The organism is Malikia granosa (genome assembly GCF_002980595.1).
Taxonomy (GTDB): domain Bacteria; phylum Pseudomonadota; class Gammaproteobacteria; order Burkholderiales; family Burkholderiaceae_C; genus Malikia; species Malikia granosa.
Genome location: NZ_PVLQ01000004.1, coordinates 13,452 through 31,080, shown reverse-complemented (window position 1 = coordinate 31,080; position 17,629 = coordinate 13,452). Strand labels below are relative to the sequence as shown.

10 protein-coding genes and 1 tRNA gene are annotated in these 17,629 nt (G+C 71.8%); 4 read left to right on the top strand and 7 right to left on the bottom strand.

From position 1 onward, the window contains the following. Positions 1–5: 5 nt before the first annotated feature. The 4 genes from C6P64_RS00360 to C6P64_RS00345 all read right to left on the bottom strand — a co-directional run bounded on the left by C6P64_RS00360 (position 6) and on the right by C6P64_RS00345 (position 3,035). Positions 6–947, bottom strand: coding sequence for an MlaD family protein (locus tag C6P64_RS00360; RefSeq protein WP_105746611.1), 942 nt, complete (start codon positions 945–947; stop codon positions 6–8). Between the two features lie 5 nt (positions 948–952). After that, positions 953–1,738, bottom strand: coding sequence for an ABC transporter ATP-binding protein (locus C6P64_RS00355; RefSeq protein ID WP_105746610.1), 786 nt, complete (start codon positions 1,736–1,738; stop codon positions 953–955). Beyond that, positions 1,735–2,883: an ABC transporter permease gene (locus C6P64_RS00350; RefSeq protein ID WP_105746609.1), complete on the bottom strand. Its 1,149-nt coding sequence runs from the start codon at positions 2,881–2,883 to the stop codon at positions 1,735–1,737. The genes C6P64_RS00355 and C6P64_RS00350 overlap by 4 nt, the downstream gene beginning before the upstream one ends. Before the next feature lie 75 nt (positions 2,884–2,958). Then, a tRNA-Met gene (locus tag C6P64_RS00345) sits at positions 2,959–3,035 on the bottom strand. 280 nt (positions 3,036–3,315) lie between these two features. Between C6P64_RS00345 and C6P64_RS00340 the strand changes: the two genes are divergently transcribed. The 3 genes from C6P64_RS00340 to C6P64_RS00330 are packed head-to-tail and all read left to right on the top strand — an operon-like array spanning position 3,316 to position 8,826. Next, positions 3,316–3,927 (top strand): DUF2760 domain-containing protein, encoded by a 612-nt coding sequence (locus C6P64_RS00340; protein ID WP_105746608.1) that lies wholly within the window; start codon positions 3,316–3,318, stop codon positions 3,925–3,927. Beyond that, a complete protein-coding gene (locus C6P64_RS00335) occupies positions 3,924–5,825 on the top strand; it encodes an Hsp70 family protein (RefSeq protein WP_245911581.1) in 1,902 nt (633 codons plus the stop codon). Before C6P64_RS00340 ends, C6P64_RS00335 begins: the two co-directional genes overlap by 4 nt. 16 nt (positions 5,826–5,841) lie before the next feature. Further along, positions 5,842–8,826 (top strand): Hsp70 family protein, encoded by a 2,985-nt coding sequence (locus tag C6P64_RS00330; protein WP_105746621.1) that lies wholly within the window; start codon positions 5,842–5,844, stop codon positions 8,824–8,826. A gap of 61 nt (positions 8,827–8,887) precedes the next feature. On the opposite strand, the gene C6P64_RS00325 is transcribed toward C6P64_RS00330, so the two are convergent. The 3 genes from C6P64_RS00325 to C6P64_RS00315 are packed head-to-tail and all read right to left on the bottom strand — an operon-like array spanning position 8,888 to position 14,776. After that, positions 8,888–12,634 (bottom strand): AAA family ATPase, encoded by a 3,747-nt coding sequence (locus C6P64_RS00325; RefSeq protein ID WP_105746607.1) that lies wholly within the window; start codon positions 12,632–12,634, stop codon positions 8,888–8,890. Next, positions 12,631–13,926 (bottom strand): exonuclease SbcCD subunit D, encoded by a 1,296-nt coding sequence (locus C6P64_RS00320; RefSeq protein WP_105746606.1) that lies wholly within the window; start codon positions 13,924–13,926, stop codon positions 12,631–12,633. The genes C6P64_RS00325 and C6P64_RS00320 overlap by 4 nt, the downstream gene beginning before the upstream one ends. A 55-nt stretch (positions 13,927–13,981) precedes the next feature. Continuing rightward, positions 13,982–14,776: a hypothetical protein gene (locus C6P64_RS00315; RefSeq protein ID WP_105746605.1), complete on the bottom strand. Its 795-nt coding sequence runs from the start codon at positions 14,774–14,776 to the stop codon at positions 13,982–13,984. 101 nt (positions 14,777–14,877) lie between these two features. Here C6P64_RS00315 and C6P64_RS00310 point away from each other — a divergent pair, with 101 nt between their 5' ends. Then, on the top strand, positions 14,878–17,619 hold the full coding sequence (locus tag C6P64_RS00310; RefSeq protein ID WP_105746604.1) for a M16 family metallopeptidase: 2,742 nt from the start codon (positions 14,878–14,880) through the stop codon (positions 17,617–17,619). Positions 17,620–17,629 lie beyond the last annotated feature (10 nt).

Here is a 17,629-nt window from a genome sequence, read left to right as displayed (position 1 = left end):
CGGCATCACGGCTGGAACTCCTTGATCGGCTCCAGGCCCAGCAGGAAATCGGCCGGCCTGTCTTCGAGTTGGCGGCTGACCTGGCGCAGCGAGGCCAGGGTGGCGCGCAGTTCGGCCAGCGCCGGGCCGATCTCGCCGAGTCCGCGCGCGCCGCTCTCCAGTGCGCCGCGGTTGTCGGCGACCAGCTGCCTGACCGTCGTCATGGTCTGCTCGACCGCCGCCAGCGAGCGCTGCGCGCCCTGCAGGGTCTGGCTGCCTTGCTCGTCGAGCAGCCGGTTGCTGGTCGCCAGCAGCCGGGTCGCCTGCTCGAGCGCGGCATTGGCGCGCTCGCTGGCCTGGGCCAGGGCGCGCATGGCGCGTGCCAGCTCCTCGCGCTGCTCGGCCACGGTGGCGCTGGCCTGCTCGACATGCTTCAAGGTCAGCCGCAGGCTCTCGGCGTTCTCCGCCGAGACGATGGCGCGGGCCTGCACCAGCAGCTCGTTGACGTTGAGCGCGGCGTCCTCGCCCTGGTCCAGCAGCTTGCTGATCGGCGACGGCGTGGCGACGATGACGGGCACCTGGGCGCCCTGCGGCTGCAGCGGCCGGCTGGCCGGATCGCTGCCGCTGCTCAGGCGGATGAAGGAGGTACCGGTCACGCCGGCGAGCACCAGCCGGGCGCGGGTGTCGCTGCGGATCGGGGCGCTGTGCTCGACGCTGACGCGGGCATAGACGCGCTGCGGGTCCTGCGGGTCGAGCCGCAGCTCGGAGACCTCGCCGATGCGGATGCCGTTGAACTCGACCTTGCTGCCGCGCGACAGGCCGGAGACCGCCTCCTCGAACACGATGTCGTAGCGGTCGCTCGCGTTCTCGCTGCCGGACTTGCCGAGCCAGAGCGCGATCGCCAGCAGGGCGGCGGCGGCCAGCAGCGTGAACAGGCCGATCAGGATATGGTGGGCTCGGGTTTCCATGGCATTCAGGGCTGTGGGGTCCGCGTGGAGGGTTGGGCGCCGGCGGCCGCGCGGCCGCGCGGGCCTTGGAAGTAGTCGCGTATCCAGGGGTCGTCGGTCGCGACGACCTCGGCCAGCTGGCCGCTGACCAGCACGCGCCCGCCGGCCAGCACCGCGATCCGGTCGCTGATCGCGTGCAGGGTGTCGAGGTCGTGCGTGACCATGAAGACGGTGAGCCCGAGCGCGTCGCGCAGCGTCAGCAGCAGCTGGTCGAAGGCCGCCGCGCTGATCGGATCGAGCCCGGCGGTGGGCTCGTCGAGCAGCAGGATGGCGGGGTCGAGCGCGAGCGCACGCGCCAAGGCCGCGCGCTTGACCATGCCGCCCGAGAGCTGGGACGGGTACTTGGCGCCGGCAGCGGCCGGCAGGCCGGCGAGCGCGATCTTGAGCGCTGCCAGCCGGCGCGCATCCGGGCGCGACAGGCCGGCATGCTCGATCAGGGGCAGCTCGATGTTCTCGCTCACGGTCAGCGAGGAGAACAGCGCGCCTTGCTGGAACAGCACGCCCAGGCGCCGCGCCAGTGCCTGGCGCGGCCCGCTCGGCAGCGCCAGCAGGTCCTGGCCGAACAGGCGCACGCTGCCGGCCTGGGGCCGGTTCAGCCCGACCAGGGTGCGCAGCAGCACCGACTTGCCGGTCCCGGAGCCGCCGACCACGCCCAGGATCTCGCCCTGCAGCAGATTGAGCTCCAGTGCCTCGTGCACGACCTGGCGGCCGAACTGGTTGCGCAGGCCGCGCACCTCGATCACGGCGCTCACCAGCCCATCTCCATGAAGAACAGCGCGGCGACCGCATCGACCAGGATCACGACGAAGATCGACTGCACCACGGCCGAGGTGGTGTGCTCGCCGACCGATTGCGCGCTGCCCGCGACCTTGAAGCCCTCGAGGCAGCCGATGACGGCGATCAGGAAGGCGAACAGCGGCGCCTTGCTCAGGCCGATGACGAAGTGGCGCAGGCCGATCTGGTGCTCCAGCACCGACAGGAACATCGCTGGCGAGATGTCGAGCTGCAGCGCGCAGACCAGCATGCCGCCGGTGATGCCCGAGACGACCGCGACCAGCCCCAGGATGGGCAGCGCGACCAGCAGCGCGAGCACGCGCGGCAGCACCAGCAGCTCGACCGGGTCGAGCCCCATCACGCGCAGCGCGTCGATTTCCTCGTCGGCGCGCATCGAGCCGATCTGGGCCGCGAAGGCGCTGGCGGTGCGGCCCGCGACCAGGATCGCGGCCAGCAGCACGCCGAGCTCGCGCAGGAAGGAAAACGCGACCAGGTGCACCGTGTAGAGGCTGGCGCCGAAGGTCGACAGCACGGTGGCGCCCAGGAAGGCGACCACCGCGCCGACCAGGAAGGTCAGCAGCGCCACGATCGGCACCGCGTCGAGCCCGGTGCTCTCGAGCTGGGCCGCGAAGGCGGTCAGGCGCCAGCGCCGCGGGCGCGGCAGCAGGCGCAAGCCGGTCTCGAGCGTGAGGCCGATGAAGCCCGACAGGCCCACGCCATGGCGCCACAGGCCCTGCATCGCGCGACCGGCCTGCTCGAGCAGGTCGCCGAGCGCGCTGCCGGTGGGAGCCGCCGCTGCCGGGGCTTGAGCCTGCTGCATGGCGTGCACGACCGCGGCGAGCAGGGCGCGCCGCTCGGGCGCGAGCGCGCTGGAGTCATCGGCCAGTTGCTGCAGCCGTTCGCTGCCGAGCAGCTGGTGCAGCAGGCTGGCACCCGCGGTGTCGAGCGCGCCCAGCGCGCTGCAGTCGAGCCGGCAATCGCCGGGCAGCGGTGCCTGCAGGGACTGCAATTGCCGCGCCAGCGCGCCATGGTGGGCCAGGGTCCAGTCGCCGCTCAGCCGCAGGCAGGCTGCGCCCGCCATCGGGGTGAACTGGAACTGCCCTGGGCGGGGATCGGGGGACATGGGCCGACTATAGCCGGCCGGGGCGACAAAAAGCAAAAACGCCCAGCAGTCGAAACTGCTGGGCGTTCAGGTATTTGGTTGCGCGGGCAAGATTTGAACTTGCGACCTTTGGGTTATGAGCCCAACGAGCTACCAGGCTGCTCCACCGCGCGTCAGAAGAGCTATTATGCCTGAGATCGGATCTGCTGCCCAGGCCTGGGTCAAAAATGTTTCACGTTCCGGCGTTAATCAATGAGTGGGCCGTGCTTCGGGCCTGATTTGATCCGTTTCCGCCATCGCTGTGGCCCGCCGCGCCGCGGCCGGGCGGCGTGCCAGTCACCATTTAGTAATATCGCAGCCATCCAGCGCCAGAGGACCTGCACCAGACAGGTCACGGCCCAGGAGCCGTCCTGGCGGACAGGCTCCGCTTCCTCGAACCAGATTCATCCTCTCATGAGCACCCACAGTCCCAATCTGCTGAGCCGCCTTTCGCTGGCCTTGGCCAGCTTCTTCTCCATCCTGTCGCGTCCCGGCTTCGCGGCCGACGTCGAGCGCCTGCGCCGCGAGGGCTGGCCCGCGCCGGTGGCCCCGGTCGCGGCGGCTCCGGCAGCGCCGGTCGCCCCCGTGGCACTTGTTGCACCTGTCGCGCCGGTGACCCCGCCGCCCGCGCCCGCCCCCCAGCTCGCGCCCGAGACCGCCGCGCTGCAACTGCTGGGCCTGCTGCAGCGCGAGGCCCGCTTCATCGATTTCGTGCAGGAAGAGGTCCAGGCCTATGGCGATGCCGAGATCGGCGCCGCCGCCCGCGTCGTGCACGAGGGCTGCCGCAAGGTGCTGCGCGAGCATTTCACCCTGGAGCCGGTGCGCGCCGAGGCCGAGGGCAGCCGTCTGACGCTGCAGCCCGGCTTCGATGCCGCGGCCGTGCGTGTCACCGGCAACGTGGTCGGCCAGCCGCCCTTCACCGGCACGCTGGGCCATCGCGGCTGGCGCGCGAGCGAGACCCGCCTGCCCAAGCTGGGCCAGGGCCATGACGCGAGCGTGCTGGCGCAGGCGGAGGTCGAGCTGTGAACCCGACCTTGAATCAGCCTGCGGCCGTCGATTCGCCAGCCGTCACGGCGCGCTACAGCCTGGGCATCGACCTCGGCACCACGCACTGCGCCCTGTCCTGGGTCGATGCCGAGGCCAGCGACGGAGAAAAGGTGGCACAGGGCGTGCTGCAGATCCCGCAGCTGACCGGCCCCGGCTCGGTCGAGGCCAAGCCGCTGCTGCCGTCCTTCCTCTATCTGCCGCACGAGAGCGAGCTGGCACCGGGCGACCTCGGCCTGCCCTGGGCCGCTGGCCAGTCCTACGCGGTCGGCGAGTTCGCCCGCACGCGCGGCGCGGCGACGCCGATCCGCCTGGTCGCGAGCGCCAAGAGCTGGCTGTGCCACCCGGGCGTGGATAGGCGCGGGCCCATCCTGCCGGCCGAGGCGCCGGCCGAGGTCGAGCGGGTTTCGCCGCTGCAGGCCTCGGTGCGCTACCTGTCGCACCTGAAGGCGGCCTGGAACCAGACGCATCCGGAAGCGCCGTTCGAGCAGCAGCAGGTCACGGTCACGATTCCGGCCTCGTTCGACCCGGTCGCGCGCGAGCTGACCGCCGAGGCGGCGCAGCTGGCGGGCTTCCAGAACCTGACCCTGCTCGAGGAGCCGCAGGCCGCGCTCTACAGCTGGATCCAGCAGAGCGCGGGCGGCTGGCGCCAGTCGGTGCGGCGCGGCGACCTGATCCTGGTGGTCGACGTCGGCGGTGGCACCACCGACCTGTCGCTGATCGCGGTGCTCGAGCGCGACGGCGAGCTCGAGCTGCACCGGGTCGCGGTCGGCGAGCATATCCTGCTCGGCGGCGACAACATGGACCTGGCGCTGGCCTATGGCGTCACCGCCAAGCTGGCGCAGCAGGGCAGTCGGCTCGACGCCTGGCAGACCCGCGCGCTGGCCCATGCCTGCCGTGGCGCCAAGGAGGCGCTGCTGGGCGACGCGACGCTGGAATCGGTGCCGGTGGTGGTGCCCAGTCGCGGCTCCAAGCTGATCGGCGGCAGTATCCGCACCGAGGTCACGCGCGCCGAGCTCAGCAAGTTGCTGCTGGAGGGCTTCTTCCCGCCGGCCCAGGCCAGCGACCAGCCGATCAGCCGCGCCCGAGCCGGCCTGACCCAGCTCGGCCTGCCCTATGCGCAGGATGCGGCGGTCACGCGCCACCTGGCGGCCTTCCTGAGCCGCCAGCTCGGCGCGACCGAGTCGCTCGAGGGCTTCGGCGTGCCGCAGCCCTATGCGGCGACCTTCCTGCATCCGACCGCGGTGCTGTTCAACGGCGGCGTGCTCAAGTCGGGGCTGATTGCCGAGCGCCTGCTCGAGACGCTCAACAGCTGGCTGGCGGCCGACGATGCGCCGCCGGCGCGCCTGCTGCCGGGTGCCGACCTCGACCTGGCGGTCGCGCGCGGCGCGGCCTATTACGGCTATGTGCGGCGCGGCCGCGGCGTGCGCATCCGCGGCGGCACGGCCCAGTCCTACTACGTCGGTGTCGAGTCGTCGATGCCGGCGATTCCCGGCTTCGAGCCGCCGCTGCAGGCGCTGTGCCTGGCGCCGTTCGGCATGGAGGAGGGGACCGAGGCACCGCTGCCCGAGCAGCAGTTCGGCCTGGTGGTCGGCGAGCCGGTGCGCTTCCGTTTCTTCGGCTCGAGCGTGCGGCGCCAGGACCCGGTCGGCGCCCTGCTCGACTTCTGGGGCCCGGACGAGCTGCAGGAGTTGCAGGAGATCGAGGTCAACCTGCCGGCGCAGGGCCGCGCGCCGGGCGAGGTGGTCGCGGTGCGGCTGCAGGCGCGCGTGACCGAGGCCGGCACCATCGAGCTCGAGGCGCTGCCGGTCGGCGGAGCCGAGCGCTGGAAGGTCGAGCTCGACGTGCGCGCCGAGGCTTCGGCCCAGCTCCCGGCCTGAATTGGCAGGTCCCGACTTGAGCGCGCGCTACGCGGTCGGCATCGACCTGGGCACCAGCCATGTGGTCGTGGCCTGGGCCGACCTGGCGGCCGAGCAGCCCGAGGTCCGGCTGCTCGAGATCGAGCAGCTGGTCGCGCCGGGCCAGGTCGCGGCGCTGGCGCTGCTGCCTTCGCTGCGCTACCACCCGGCGCCGGGCGAGCTGGCCGAGGCAGACCTGCAGCTGCCATGGCCTGATCCCGTCCTGGCCTCGGCTTCGGCTTCGGCTTCGGCTTCGGCCTTGATCGGGCACGACGATGGTTCTGGTTCTGGTTCTGGTGGCGGTAGCGACGCTGCTGTCCGCTTGCCGCCAGCGGTGATCGGACGCTGGGCCCGGCAGCTCGGCGCGCAGCAGCCGGGCCGGTTGGTGGCGAGTGCCAAGAGCTGGCTGTCGCACCCGGGCGTGGACCGCAGCGCGGCCATCCTGCCCTGGGGCGCTGGCGACGAGGTCGCCAAGGTCTCGCCGGTCGCGGCCAGCGCGAGCTACCTGGCCCATGTGCGCGCGGCCTGGCTGGCGCGCTTTCCCGACCATCCGCTCGAGCAGCAGGCGATCACGCTGACGGTGCCGGCCTCGTTCGACGAGGGTGCGCGCGCGCTCACGCTCGAGGCCGCCCGGCTGGCCGGGCTTGGGTCGCTGCGCCTGCTCGAGGAGCCGCAGGCGGCCTTCCACGACTGGCTGCTGCGCCATCGCGAGCGGCTGGCGGCTGAACTGGCGGATTCCCGGCTGGTGCTGGTGGTCGATGTCGGCGGCGGCACCACCGACCTGACGCTGGTGCGTGTCGAGCCCGATGCCGTTGGCGGCCCGCCGCAGCTGACCCGCATCGGCGTCGGCGACCACCTGATGCTCGGCGGCGACAACATGGACCTGGCGCTGGCGCATCAGCTCGAGCGCCGCCTGGCGGGCAGTGCGCCGCTGCCGGCAGCCGGTCTGTCGCAGCTGGTCCAGCGCTGCCGCGCGGCCAAGGAGCTGCTGCTGGCTGAGCAGGCGCCCGAATCGGTATCGGTCACGCTGCTGGGTGGCGGTTCGCGTCTGGTCGGCGGCGCGCGTTCGGTCGAGCTCTCGCGCGCCGAGGTCGAGCGCCTGGTGGTCGATGGCTTCCTGCCGCTCGAGCCCGCGAGCGAGCGGCCGCGCAAGCGGCGCGCCGGCCTGGTCGAGTTCGGCCTGCCCTATCCGGCCGATCCCGCCATCACCCACCACCTGGCCGAATTCCTGCAGCGCCATGCGGCGGCCGCGCGCGAGGCGCTGGGGTCTGGCGTGACTGAGGGCGCGGGCGGTTTTCCGCTGCCCGACACGCTGCTGCTCAACGGCGGCGTGTTCCGTGCCCCGGCACTGGTGCGCCGACTGACCGAGCTGCTCGAATCCTGGCGCGGCCAGCCGCTGCGCCTGCTGCACAACGCCGACCCCGACCTCGCGGTGGCGCGCGGCGCGGTGGCGCAGGCGCTGCTGCGCGCGGGCCGCCTGTCGGGCCTTGGGCCAGGCATCGGCGGCGGCGCGGCGCGCAGCTATTTCCTGCTGCTCGAGCAACAAGGGCGCACCCAGGGCCTGTGCCTGCTGCCGCGCGGCACGCCCGAGGGCACAGAGCTGGCCTTGCCGGGCCGGCGCTTCGCGCTGCGCCTGGGCCAGGCGGTGCGCTTTCACCTCGCATCGGCTTCGGGCGACGGCTGCTGGCAGGCCGGCGAGCTGGTCGAGCTCGATGCCGAGCGCTTCGTCCGCCTGCCTGCGCTCGAAGCGGTGCTGGCGCCGCTGCCGGGCATGGGAGGGCAGCAGCAGCCAGGCAATCGCCGCGCCGAGGTCACGGTCGAGCTGCTGACCCGCATGACCGAGGTCGGCACGCTCGAGGTGCATTGCGTGGCCTGCGACGACCCGGCCCGGCGCTGGCAGCTGGCCTTCCAGCTGCGCGGCGCGGCCGAAGCCGCAGGGGCTGATGGGACCGAAGCCTTGCCGACCGCACATCCACGGCTGGCCGAGGCGATCGCGCTGCTCGATCGCGTCTTTGGCGAGGGCTCGCAGCGGGTCGAGGCCAGGGAGGTGCGCCAGTTGCGCGCTGGTCTCGAGCGATTGCTGGGGCCGCGCGAGGGCTGGGAGCTGGCGTTGCTGCGCGCGCTGTTCGATGCGCTGCTGGCGCGCGCCCGGCGCCGGCGCCGCTCGGCCGAGCATGAGCGCGCCTGGCTCAACCTGGCCGGCTACTGCCTGCGCCCGGGGGACGGTGCACCGCTCGACGACTGGCGGGTGGCCCGGCTGTGGGAACTCTATCCGCAGGGCCTGCAGTTCGGTGCCGAGAGCAATAACTGGTCCGAATGGTGGACGCTCTGGCGTCGCGCGGCCGGCGGCCTGGGCGAGGCGCAGCAACTCGAGCTGCTGCAGACCGTCGGCGCGACGCTGGAGCAGATCGTCACCAGCCGATCGGCTTCCCATCCGCTCAAGGGCAGCTACGACGACATGCTGCGGCTGGTGGCGGCGCTCGAGCGGGTGCCGCAGGCCTATCGCGCCGAGTTGGGCGACTGGCTGGTCGGGCGGTTGCAGAAGGCTGCCCCGGCCAGCGGCGCCAGGGCCGCAGCCCGCGCGGACAAGGCCAGCAAGGCGGCTGCGCCCAGGCCGACCGAGCCGGCCAGCGCCTGGTGGGTGGTCGGCCGGCTGGGCGCGCGGGTCTCGCTCCATGGCCAGGCGCAGAACGTGGTTTCGCCCGAGACCGCGACCGCCTGGCTGCAGGCGCTGCTGGCGCTCGACTGGCGCCGGGTCGAGCCGGCGGCCTTCGCGGCGGTGCAGATCGCGCGCGTCAGCGGCGACCGCGCGCGCGACCTGGCGCCGCAATGGCGCGAGCAGGTGCTGCAGCGCCTGGCCGAGATCAAGGCGCCCGAGCCCTGGCGCCGGATGCTGCGCGAGCGGGTCGAGCTCGAGGCGGCCGAGCAGCGCCTGAGCTACGGCGAATCCTTGCCGCCCGGGCTGCGGCTGCTTGCAGGCTGATCCGTTGGCCGGGCCGTGGACTACGTCTCAGCCTGGCAATGCCTGACGGGCCGCTGCTGTCTCAGCGCCCCTCGACGACGATGCGACTGGCGCCGCCGCTGAGCCGGCTGACCCGGACCCGGGTGCCGATGCGCTCGGTCATCTCCTGCACATGCGAGATCACGCCGACCTTGCGCCCCATGGCCTGCAGGCGGTCGAGCGCGTCGATCGCGATGTTGAGCGATTCGGCGTCCAGGCTGCCGAAGCCCTCGTCGATGAATAGCGACTCGACCTTGACCCGGTGCGAGGACAGCGAGGCCAGGCCGAGCGCCAGCGCCAGCGAGACCAGGAAGGACTCGCCGCCCGAGAGCGAATGCACCGAGCGCTGCTCGTCGCCCATGTCCTGGTCCACCACCAGCAGCCCGAGGCTGTCGCGCAGGCGCAGGATACGGTAGCGGCGCGTGAGGCCCTGCAGGTGCGCGTTGGCATAGTCCAGCAGGATGTCGAGCGTGAGCTGCTGCGCGAAGTTGCGGAACTTCTTGCCGTCGGCCGATCCGATCAGCTCGCCGAGCTGCTCCCAGGTCCGGGTCCGCGCGGCCTGGACCTCGAGTCGTTCGCGGATGCCGGCCGAGCGCTGCAGCCGCTCGTCGTCCTGCGCCAGTTCCAGTCGCAAGCCCGCCAGCGCATCGGTCGCCGCCTGCAGCCGCTGCGCGAGCTCCTGCGCCAGCCGTTCGAGTTCGGCCGTATCGTCGATCTGGCTGCGCCCGGCTTCATGCTGGCGCAGCATCTGCGCGCGGTCCTGCAGCACGGCCTGCGCCTGCTGCATTTCGGCATCGAGTTGTTGCAGCGCCTCGCGCTCGCGGGCGATCGCATCGGCCGGGGTGGCCAGCAGGGTCGTCAGCTCGGCTGAGCCCAGCGCCGCTGCCGCTTCGCCTTGCGCGGCGTTGAAGTCGTCCAGCCAGCGCTGCAGCGCGAGCCTGGCCTGCTGCAGCTCGCGCTGTTGCTGCGCCAGCCGCAAGCCGGTCTGGTGTTGCGCCTCTTGCAGGCGCGTCTGTTGCTCGCGTGCCTGTTGCAGCGCCTCGAGCGCGCTGGCCTGCCGCTGATCGGCCTGTTCGACCTCGGACTGCAGCCTGGCTGTGACCTGATCCGCCGGATCGCCGCCGAACAGCGCGGCGCGCTGCTGCCGGTATTGCGCCAGTTCGGCCTCGATCTGCTGCAGCGCCTGCGCCTGGGTCTGTTCCAGCCGGCCCGCCTGTTCGCAGGCCTGCTGGCGGCTGTCGGCCTGTTGCGCCAGCAGCTGCAGTCCGGCCTGCAGGGCCGCGCAGCGCTCGCTGGCGCTGGTCCATTCCTGCACCTGCTCGCGCAGGCGGGCGCAGTAGGCCTGCGGGTCGGCCAGCCATTGTTCGCGCCAGGCGGCGCGCGCGAAGGCGGCATCGAGCTGCTCCAGCAGCGCCTCAGTGTCCTGCTCGATCCGGGCCCGCTGCTGCAGCGCGGCCTGGAGCTGCTGTGCGGTCAATGCGGCCTGCTGCTGCAGCGCCTGCACGCGCAGTCGCCAGTCGTCGCGCCCGCTGCGCGCCTGATCGAGCGCGAGCTGGGCCTGTTCGCGCTCGCGCAGCTGCGCGCGCAGCTGTGCCTCGCGCTGTTCGATCTGCTGCAGCGCGACCTGCACTGCTGCCAGCTGTTGCGCCAGCCAGGGCTCGTGCTGGTCGGAGGCCAGTGCGGAGCAGTCGGCCTGCCGCTCGTGCGCCTGCCAGGCTGACCGGGTAGCCTCGCGCTCGCCGGCGAGCGCCGCGAGTTCGGCCTCGAGTTCGCTCAGCGCCTGGGCCGCGAACTGCCGCTGCGCCTCGGCGCCGGCCTGCTGCCGCAGCTGCTCGTCCAGCGTTCGCCGGCTGGCTTTCGCCTGCGATTCCAGCACTTCCAGCAGCGCATCGACCGCGGCCGTGGCCTGCGCCTGCGGATGCTCGGTCGAGCCGCAGACCGGGCAGGGCAGTCCCGGCTGCAGGCTGGCGCGCAGGGCCTCGGCACTGGCGCTGGCCGCCAGCCGGGCCGCTTGCAGTGCCTGCTGCACCGATTCCAGCGCGGCCTGATCGGCCGGCAGCTGCTGCGCCAGCACTGCGAGCTGCCGGTCGGCGTCGGCCAGCGCATCGGACGGGGTCTTCTGCTTGTCCAGCAGCTGGGCGTGGCGCAAGTCGAGCTGCTGCAGCTGCTGTCCGAGCTGCGCGAATTCCCGCAGCGACTCGCGCCTGGCCTGCAGCGCCGACTTGTCGGCCGCCAGCGCTGCCGCATCGCTGCCGGCGCAGGCGGCCGTGGCCTGTTCCAGCCGGTGCTGGGCCTGCGCGCAGCTGGCATCGGCGCCTGCGAGTCCGGCCTGGCCTTGCGCGAGCTGGTCGGTCTGTTGCTGCACCTGCTGCTGCAGCGATTCGGCCTGCTCCTGCTCCGCCGCCCGTCGTGATTGCAGCGCATTGGCGCGCTCGAACAGGGCCTGCCAGCGCGGCCAGCCCTGCGCGAGCTCGCGCCGGCCCTCGTGCTGCTCCAGCCATTGCTGCACCGCCTGCAGCTCCTGGCTGTCCTGCTGCTGGCGCGCGGCAGTCTGCTGCTGCTGCACTTGTGCCTGTGCAAGTGTCCTGGCTGCATCGGCGTGCGACTGGACGGCCTGCTGCTCGCGCGGCACGCTCGCCGCGATCAGCCCGTCCAGCGTCCTGGCCTGCTCGATCAGCGGCCGGGCCTCGGCTAGCGCCTGCCTGGCCGCCTGCTGTTGCAGCAGGGCCTGTTGCTGCGCCGCCCCCAGCCGCTCGAGCTCGTGGCCGGCCTGGCTGGCCTGGGCCTGCAGCTGCTCGATGGCGGATTGCTCGGCGGCCAGCGCGGCCTGGGCCCGTTCGATCTCGGTCGCGATCGGCCGCGCGGGCTGCACCCGCTCGAGCTGTTGCAGGCAAGCGCGCCGGTCCTGCGCCGCAGCGTGCATCGTCTGCGCGACGGCCAGCCGGGTCTCGGCCTCGGCTTGCTGGCCCAGCAGCTGCTCGCGCTGCCGATGCCAGTTCTGCCGCTCGGTCAGCGCGCCGCGCTCGCGCTCGAGCGCCTGCAGCTGCCGATTGGCATCGATCAAGCCTGCCTCGGCCTGCGCGCGCTCTTCGGGCGCCAGCGGCTGGCAGTCCTGCAGCTGCTGGTACAGCTGATCGAGCGCCTTGCGCTCATCCTTCATGCGCTCGAAGGCCAGCACCGACAGGCGCGAGAAGGTCTCGGTGCCGGTCAGCGTCTGCAGCAGCTCGGCGCGCTCGTCGTCGCCGGCCTTCAGGAAAGTCGCGAAGTCGTTCTGCGCCAGCAGCACCGCGCGCGTGAACTGCTCGAAGTTCAGGCCGATCACGGCCTCGATCTGGCGCAGCGTCTCGGTCTTGCGGTGGTCGCCCAGCAGCTGGCCGTCGGCAAGGCGTGACAGGCTGATCTCGCTGGCCTGCAGCTTGCCGTCCTGCTTGCCGCGCGCGCGCCGCACGGTCCAGCGCGAGCGGTATCCCTGACCATCGCTGCCGACGAAGTCGACCTCGGCCCAGCCCTCGCCGGCGCCGCGGCGCAGCAGGTTGCGCGGGTCGGAGCTGCCGATGGCATGTTCGCCCACGTCGGGCACGCTCTCGCTGCGCGAGTTCGCGCGCGACAGCCGGGGCGTGCGCTCGTACAGCGCCAGGCAGAGCGCGTCGAGCAAGGTGCTCTTGCCCGCGCCGGTCGGGCCGGTGATCGCGAACAGGCCGGCCGAGGCCAGCGGCTCGGCCGTGAAGTCGACCTCGAACCCGTTCGAGAGCGAGGCCAGGTTGCGGCCCCGGATCGCCAGTATCCTCATTTGGCTTCCTCCTGCGCCTGGGCCAGCAGTTCGTCGAAGGCCTGCAGCAGCTCCTGTGCCGGCTCGGCGCCGAAGCGGTGCCGGTAGAGCCGGCCGAAGAAGTCGGCCGGCGCCAGCGCGGCCAGTTCCTCGACCGAGGCGGTCGGTGCCGCATCCACGGCGTCTGCCGCGACGCTGCGCGCGCTGCTGGTCTCGATGCGCACCAGCCGCACCGGCTTGTCGGCCAGCGCGGCCTCGATGCGGGCGCGCAGTCCCGGCTCGGGCTGGCTGAGTTGCACGCGCACCTGCAGATAGGGCTGCTCGGCCTCGGGCCGCTCGGGCAGATCCAGCGCCTCGAGTTGCGCCAGCACCTGTTCCAGCGCGGCTGCTCGCTTCGGCACCCGCAGCAGCTCGACCGCGCGCGGGATGCGCAGCTCGCGCACCGACGCGACTGCCTCGCCTGCCAGCTCGACCAGCAGCACCTGATGCGGGTAGTCGACCTCGGAGAAGGACAGCGGCAACGGACTGCCGCAGTAGCGTCGCGTCTCGTTGCCGCCGACGCGCTGCGCCAGGTGCAGGTGGCCCAGCGCGACATAGGCGATGCCGGGGTCGAACAGGCTGGCTGGCAGTGCCTCGGCGCCGCCGATCACGAGCCGGCGCTCGGACTCCTCCGAAACCTGGCCGCCCGTCATGTGGCAATGTCCCATCGCGACCACGGCCTGGCCCGGGGATCGCTTGCTCTGCACCCGCTGCCAGGCCTGGCGATAGAGCAAGGCCATGCCGGCCAGATAGGGATCGGCCTGACCCTCGCCTTCGCCTTCGATCCGCGGCAGGTCGGCCGGGCGCAGGAAGGGCATCGCGATGCACCAGGCCGCTATCTGCCCGGCGCGGTCCCTGAGCGGCACGATCAGGCGGTCGAGCCGCTCCAGCCGGTCCGCCGCCTCTTCGGCGCTGGCATCGGCGCTGTGCTCCAGGGGACGGCCGACTGCGCCGATCGCGCTCGCGTCGAGCAGCGACAGCAGCGGACCCGGCGCCTCGATGCGACCCGGCGAGTCGTGGTTGCCCGCCGTCATGACGATCGCCAGATGCGGCACCCGCGCTCTTGCCTGCTGCAGGAAGCGATACAGCTGCTGCTGCGAGGCGGCCGAGGGGTTGGTGTTGTCGAAGATGTCGCCCGCGATCAGCAGCGCGTCGACCCGTTCGGCTTCCAGCTGATCGAGCAGCCAGTCGAGGAAGCGCGCGTGCTCGTAGCCGCGCTCGTACTGGTGCAGCGTCTGCCCCAGGTGCCAGTCGGAGGTGTGGAGGATTCTCATGTCAGGACCGCATTATTGCGATCCCGTGTGAGCGATCCAGCGTCTCGCGCGACCTTCATTCGGGTTTGGTTGATTGCACGGCCGGGATCAGGTCGGGCAGGCCCTTGAACGCATCAGCCTTGAGGAACAGCGCCTGGCTCATGCGATCCTGGGCCTGTGTGGCCCAGGACTTCAGCCGCTCGATGATCGCCTGCTTGCCCGGGTCGTCATGCAGGCCCTCGGACAGGTAGTTGGGTGACCATCTCATGTCCGACCTGAAGTCCTGTCCCAGCGCCCTTGGATTCAAGTAAATCCGGAACAGCAGCACACGGCCCTGTTCCATGTGGCGGCTGAGTCCGATCTCGATCACCTCGCTGGGTAGCTCGATTTCCCTTGACTTGAGCTTGCTGACAATGTCTCCCAAATCGCCTTCATTGCGCAGGAACGGATAGACGTAATGTCGAAGTGTGGCGCAGTTGACGTCCGAGAACCGGCCCTTGCTGGAACGTTTCCAGATCAAGTCGTCGCCTTGGCAGAGCTCCTCATTCGGCTCGCCGATGTGGATGTTCTGTGCCAGGTTGCTAAATAGGTAAATCAGCGCGACGGCCTTGTCCCCTTCGAGGTCGGCCAGCCAGGCCGATCCCAGCGGCAGCCCGGATCCCAGGCCGCTTGATTGATGGGCCTCCAGGAACAGCAATCTGTGCGGCTTCCCGGTCGGGATGATGGGGTGCTGGCCTATGGTCGCGCTGGCCGGAATTTCCTGCAGGAACTCGAAGTCGATCGGCTTGTTGCGGCTGAACAGGTCCTGCGCTTGTACGGCCGAGGTCAGCAGTGCCAGCACCGCAGCGGCGATCTTGAGTCGATGTTTCATTTGGCCTCCCTGGCTTGTAGCTTTTCAACAAGATAACCAAAAAACCGCTCCTTGTGGCAGGGAATTCCGGCTTCCCCATCCCAGGACTAGACTATCTCGCCATGGATCTGCCGCGCTTGCTTTCCCTGCTGCTCATTCCCCTCGGCTTGTCAGCCCAGGCTGCTACCGCTGATGCTGCCGACCCGGCCTGGCCGGCAACCCTGCCCACCGCCCCGCAGGCCAGGCTCGACGCCCAGGCCGGCGGCATCGCCTCCTGGACGCTGGCCAACGGCTTCAAGATCATCCTCGCGCCTTTCCCTACTGCAGGCAGCGCGCGCGTCGAGCTGCTCGTCAAGAGCGGCAGCAAGCTCGAAGGCTATGGCGAGACCGGCATGGCGCACTTGCTCGAGCACCTGCTGTTCAAGGGCGCGGGCGAGCGCGCCGACCTCAAGCGCGACCTCACCGCCCTGGGTGCGCGCTGGAACGGCACCACGACCGCCGACCGCACCAACTACTTCGAGACCGTCGCGGCAGAGCCCAACAAGATCGCAGAAGCGATCCGCATCGAGGCCGACCGCTTCATCCGCCCGCGCTTCACGCGCGAGGACCTCTCCAGCGAGATGACGGTGGTGCGCAACGAGTTCGAGCGCCAGGAGCGCGAACCGATGCCGGTCGTGATGCGCGCGCTGCAGCGTCTGAGCTATGCCTGGCATGGCTACGGCCGCCCCACGATAGGCGCGCGCAGCGACATCGAGGGCGCCCCCTTCGAGGCGCTGCAGGCCTTTCACCGTCGCCACTACCGGCCCGACAACGCGGCGCTGATCGTCTCCGGCCAGTTCGATCCGCAGCAGGTGCTGGCGCTGGCCGCCAGCCAGTTTGCCCAGGCCAGCAATCCGGATCAGCCGCGCGTGAGCCACTGGACGCGCGAGCCGTCCGAAGCCGCGACCCGGCGCAGCGAGCTCTGGCTGCCGGCCGGCACCACCCTGGCGGCCAGCGCCTGGCGCCTACCCGGCCTGCGCCAGCGCGAGGCCCACGCGCTGGACCTGGCATCGGCGGCAGTCTGCGACCCCGACTGGGGCAGCTTGCGGCGCCAACTGGTGCTCGAGCAACAGCTCGCCGCCAGCGCCTATTGCGGCGTGCGCCTGCAGGCCGACTACGGCGAATGGATCGCGACCGCCTCGCAGGGGCGCGATGGCGACGCGGTAGTGCTGTCCTCGGCCCTCGGGCGCCATCTCGAGCAGGCGGCCGCGCGCGGCATCAGCGCCGAACAGCTCGAGCGCGCCCGGCGCGAGCAGCTCAACGCCTTCGAGCGCCTGCGCGGCGACCACGAGGCGGTGGCCGCGCTGCTGTCCCAGGCCGAGGTCGCCGGCGACTGGCGGCTGCTGTTCTGGCAGCTCGACCTGCTGCGCGAGATCAAGCTGGAAGAAGCCAATGCCGCGCTGCGCCGCTGGACCGTCGCCGGCCAGCGCAGCGACGTGCTGCTGCGCCACGCCGATGCCATCAGCTCCCCCGGGGAGCCGCTGCCCGCCGCCGCCTTGTCCCTGGTCGCGGGCAAGGACTGGCCCGCGCTCGCGCTGGCGGCCGATCCGCCGCCACAGTCCATGGCCGAGCTGGCCGCTGCGCTGCGCCGGGTCGATCTGGGCGACAGCCGGGTGCAGGCGTTGCAGCTGCGGCGCCGCACGGGCGGCGACTTGGCCTGGCTGGCGCTGGGCCATGACTGGGGCAATCCCGTCGCGCTGGCAGGGCGTCGCACCGCCTGCGACATGGCCGACCGCCTGCTGGCCTATGGCGGTGCCGGCCTGGACCGCGACGCCCTCAACGCCCGGCTCGAGGCGCTGCATGCGCGCTGGAGCCTGGGCCTGGACGGCATCTTCCTCGAGGCGCCGAAGGACCAGCTCGCGCCTGCTCTCGAGCTGCTGCTGTCGGTCTGGGCCGATCCGCTGCTGCCCGAGGCCGAGTTCTCGCGCCTGCGCGCCGCCAGCGTGGCCAGGCTCGAGGCCGCGCTGCAGCAACCGGCAAGGCTGGCCGCGGTCGAGAGCCGGTTGCGCTTCGACAACTATCCCGCCGGTCACCCGCGCCAGCCGCGCCAGCTGCAGCAGCAACTGCAGGAGCTGCGCGCGCTCACCCTGGCCGAGGTCAAGTCCTGCGTCAGTGATTTTTCTGGCCTGGCGCAGGCGCGGCTGGCGCTGGTCGGCGACTTCGACCAGGATGCCCTGCGCGGGCTCTGGACCCGCATCGCGCGCCTGCCGCCGGCGCGCCAGCCCTATGCACGCATTGCCGACCCCGCGGCGCCGCAGCCGCTCGATGCCAGCCCGATCGACATCGCCATGCCCGGCCAGGCCAATGCCAGCCTCAGCGGCCTGGCGCTGCTGCCGCTCTCGATGGAGTCGCCCGACTACCCCGCGCTGCGGCTGGCGGTCGAGGCGCTCGGCGGCAACTCCGACAGCCGGATCTGGCGCCGGCTGCGCGAGCAAGAAGGGCTGGCCTATGGCGCTGGCGCCAGCCTCGACAACGACGGTCCCGATCCGCGCAGCACGCTGACGCTGTACGCCAGCGCTGCGACTGCGCGCGCCGCCGATGCGCTGGCCGCGCTGCAGGATGAACTTTCGCGCGCGCTGCGCGACGGCCTGACGCCCGACGAGATCGAGCGCGCGCGCCGCACCTGGCTCGAGTCGCGCAAGACCCTGCTCAGGTCCGAGGCCGGCTACGCCGGCCTGCTCGCGCAGGGGCTGCTGCATGGCCGCGATCCGGCCTGGCTGGCCGATTTCGAGGTCCGCATGGCCCGCGTGACGGCCGACGAGGCCAATGCGGCGCTGCGCCGCTACCTGCTGCCGGCCCGCATCGTCTGGGCCAGCGGCCGCTGAAGCCGCTCCG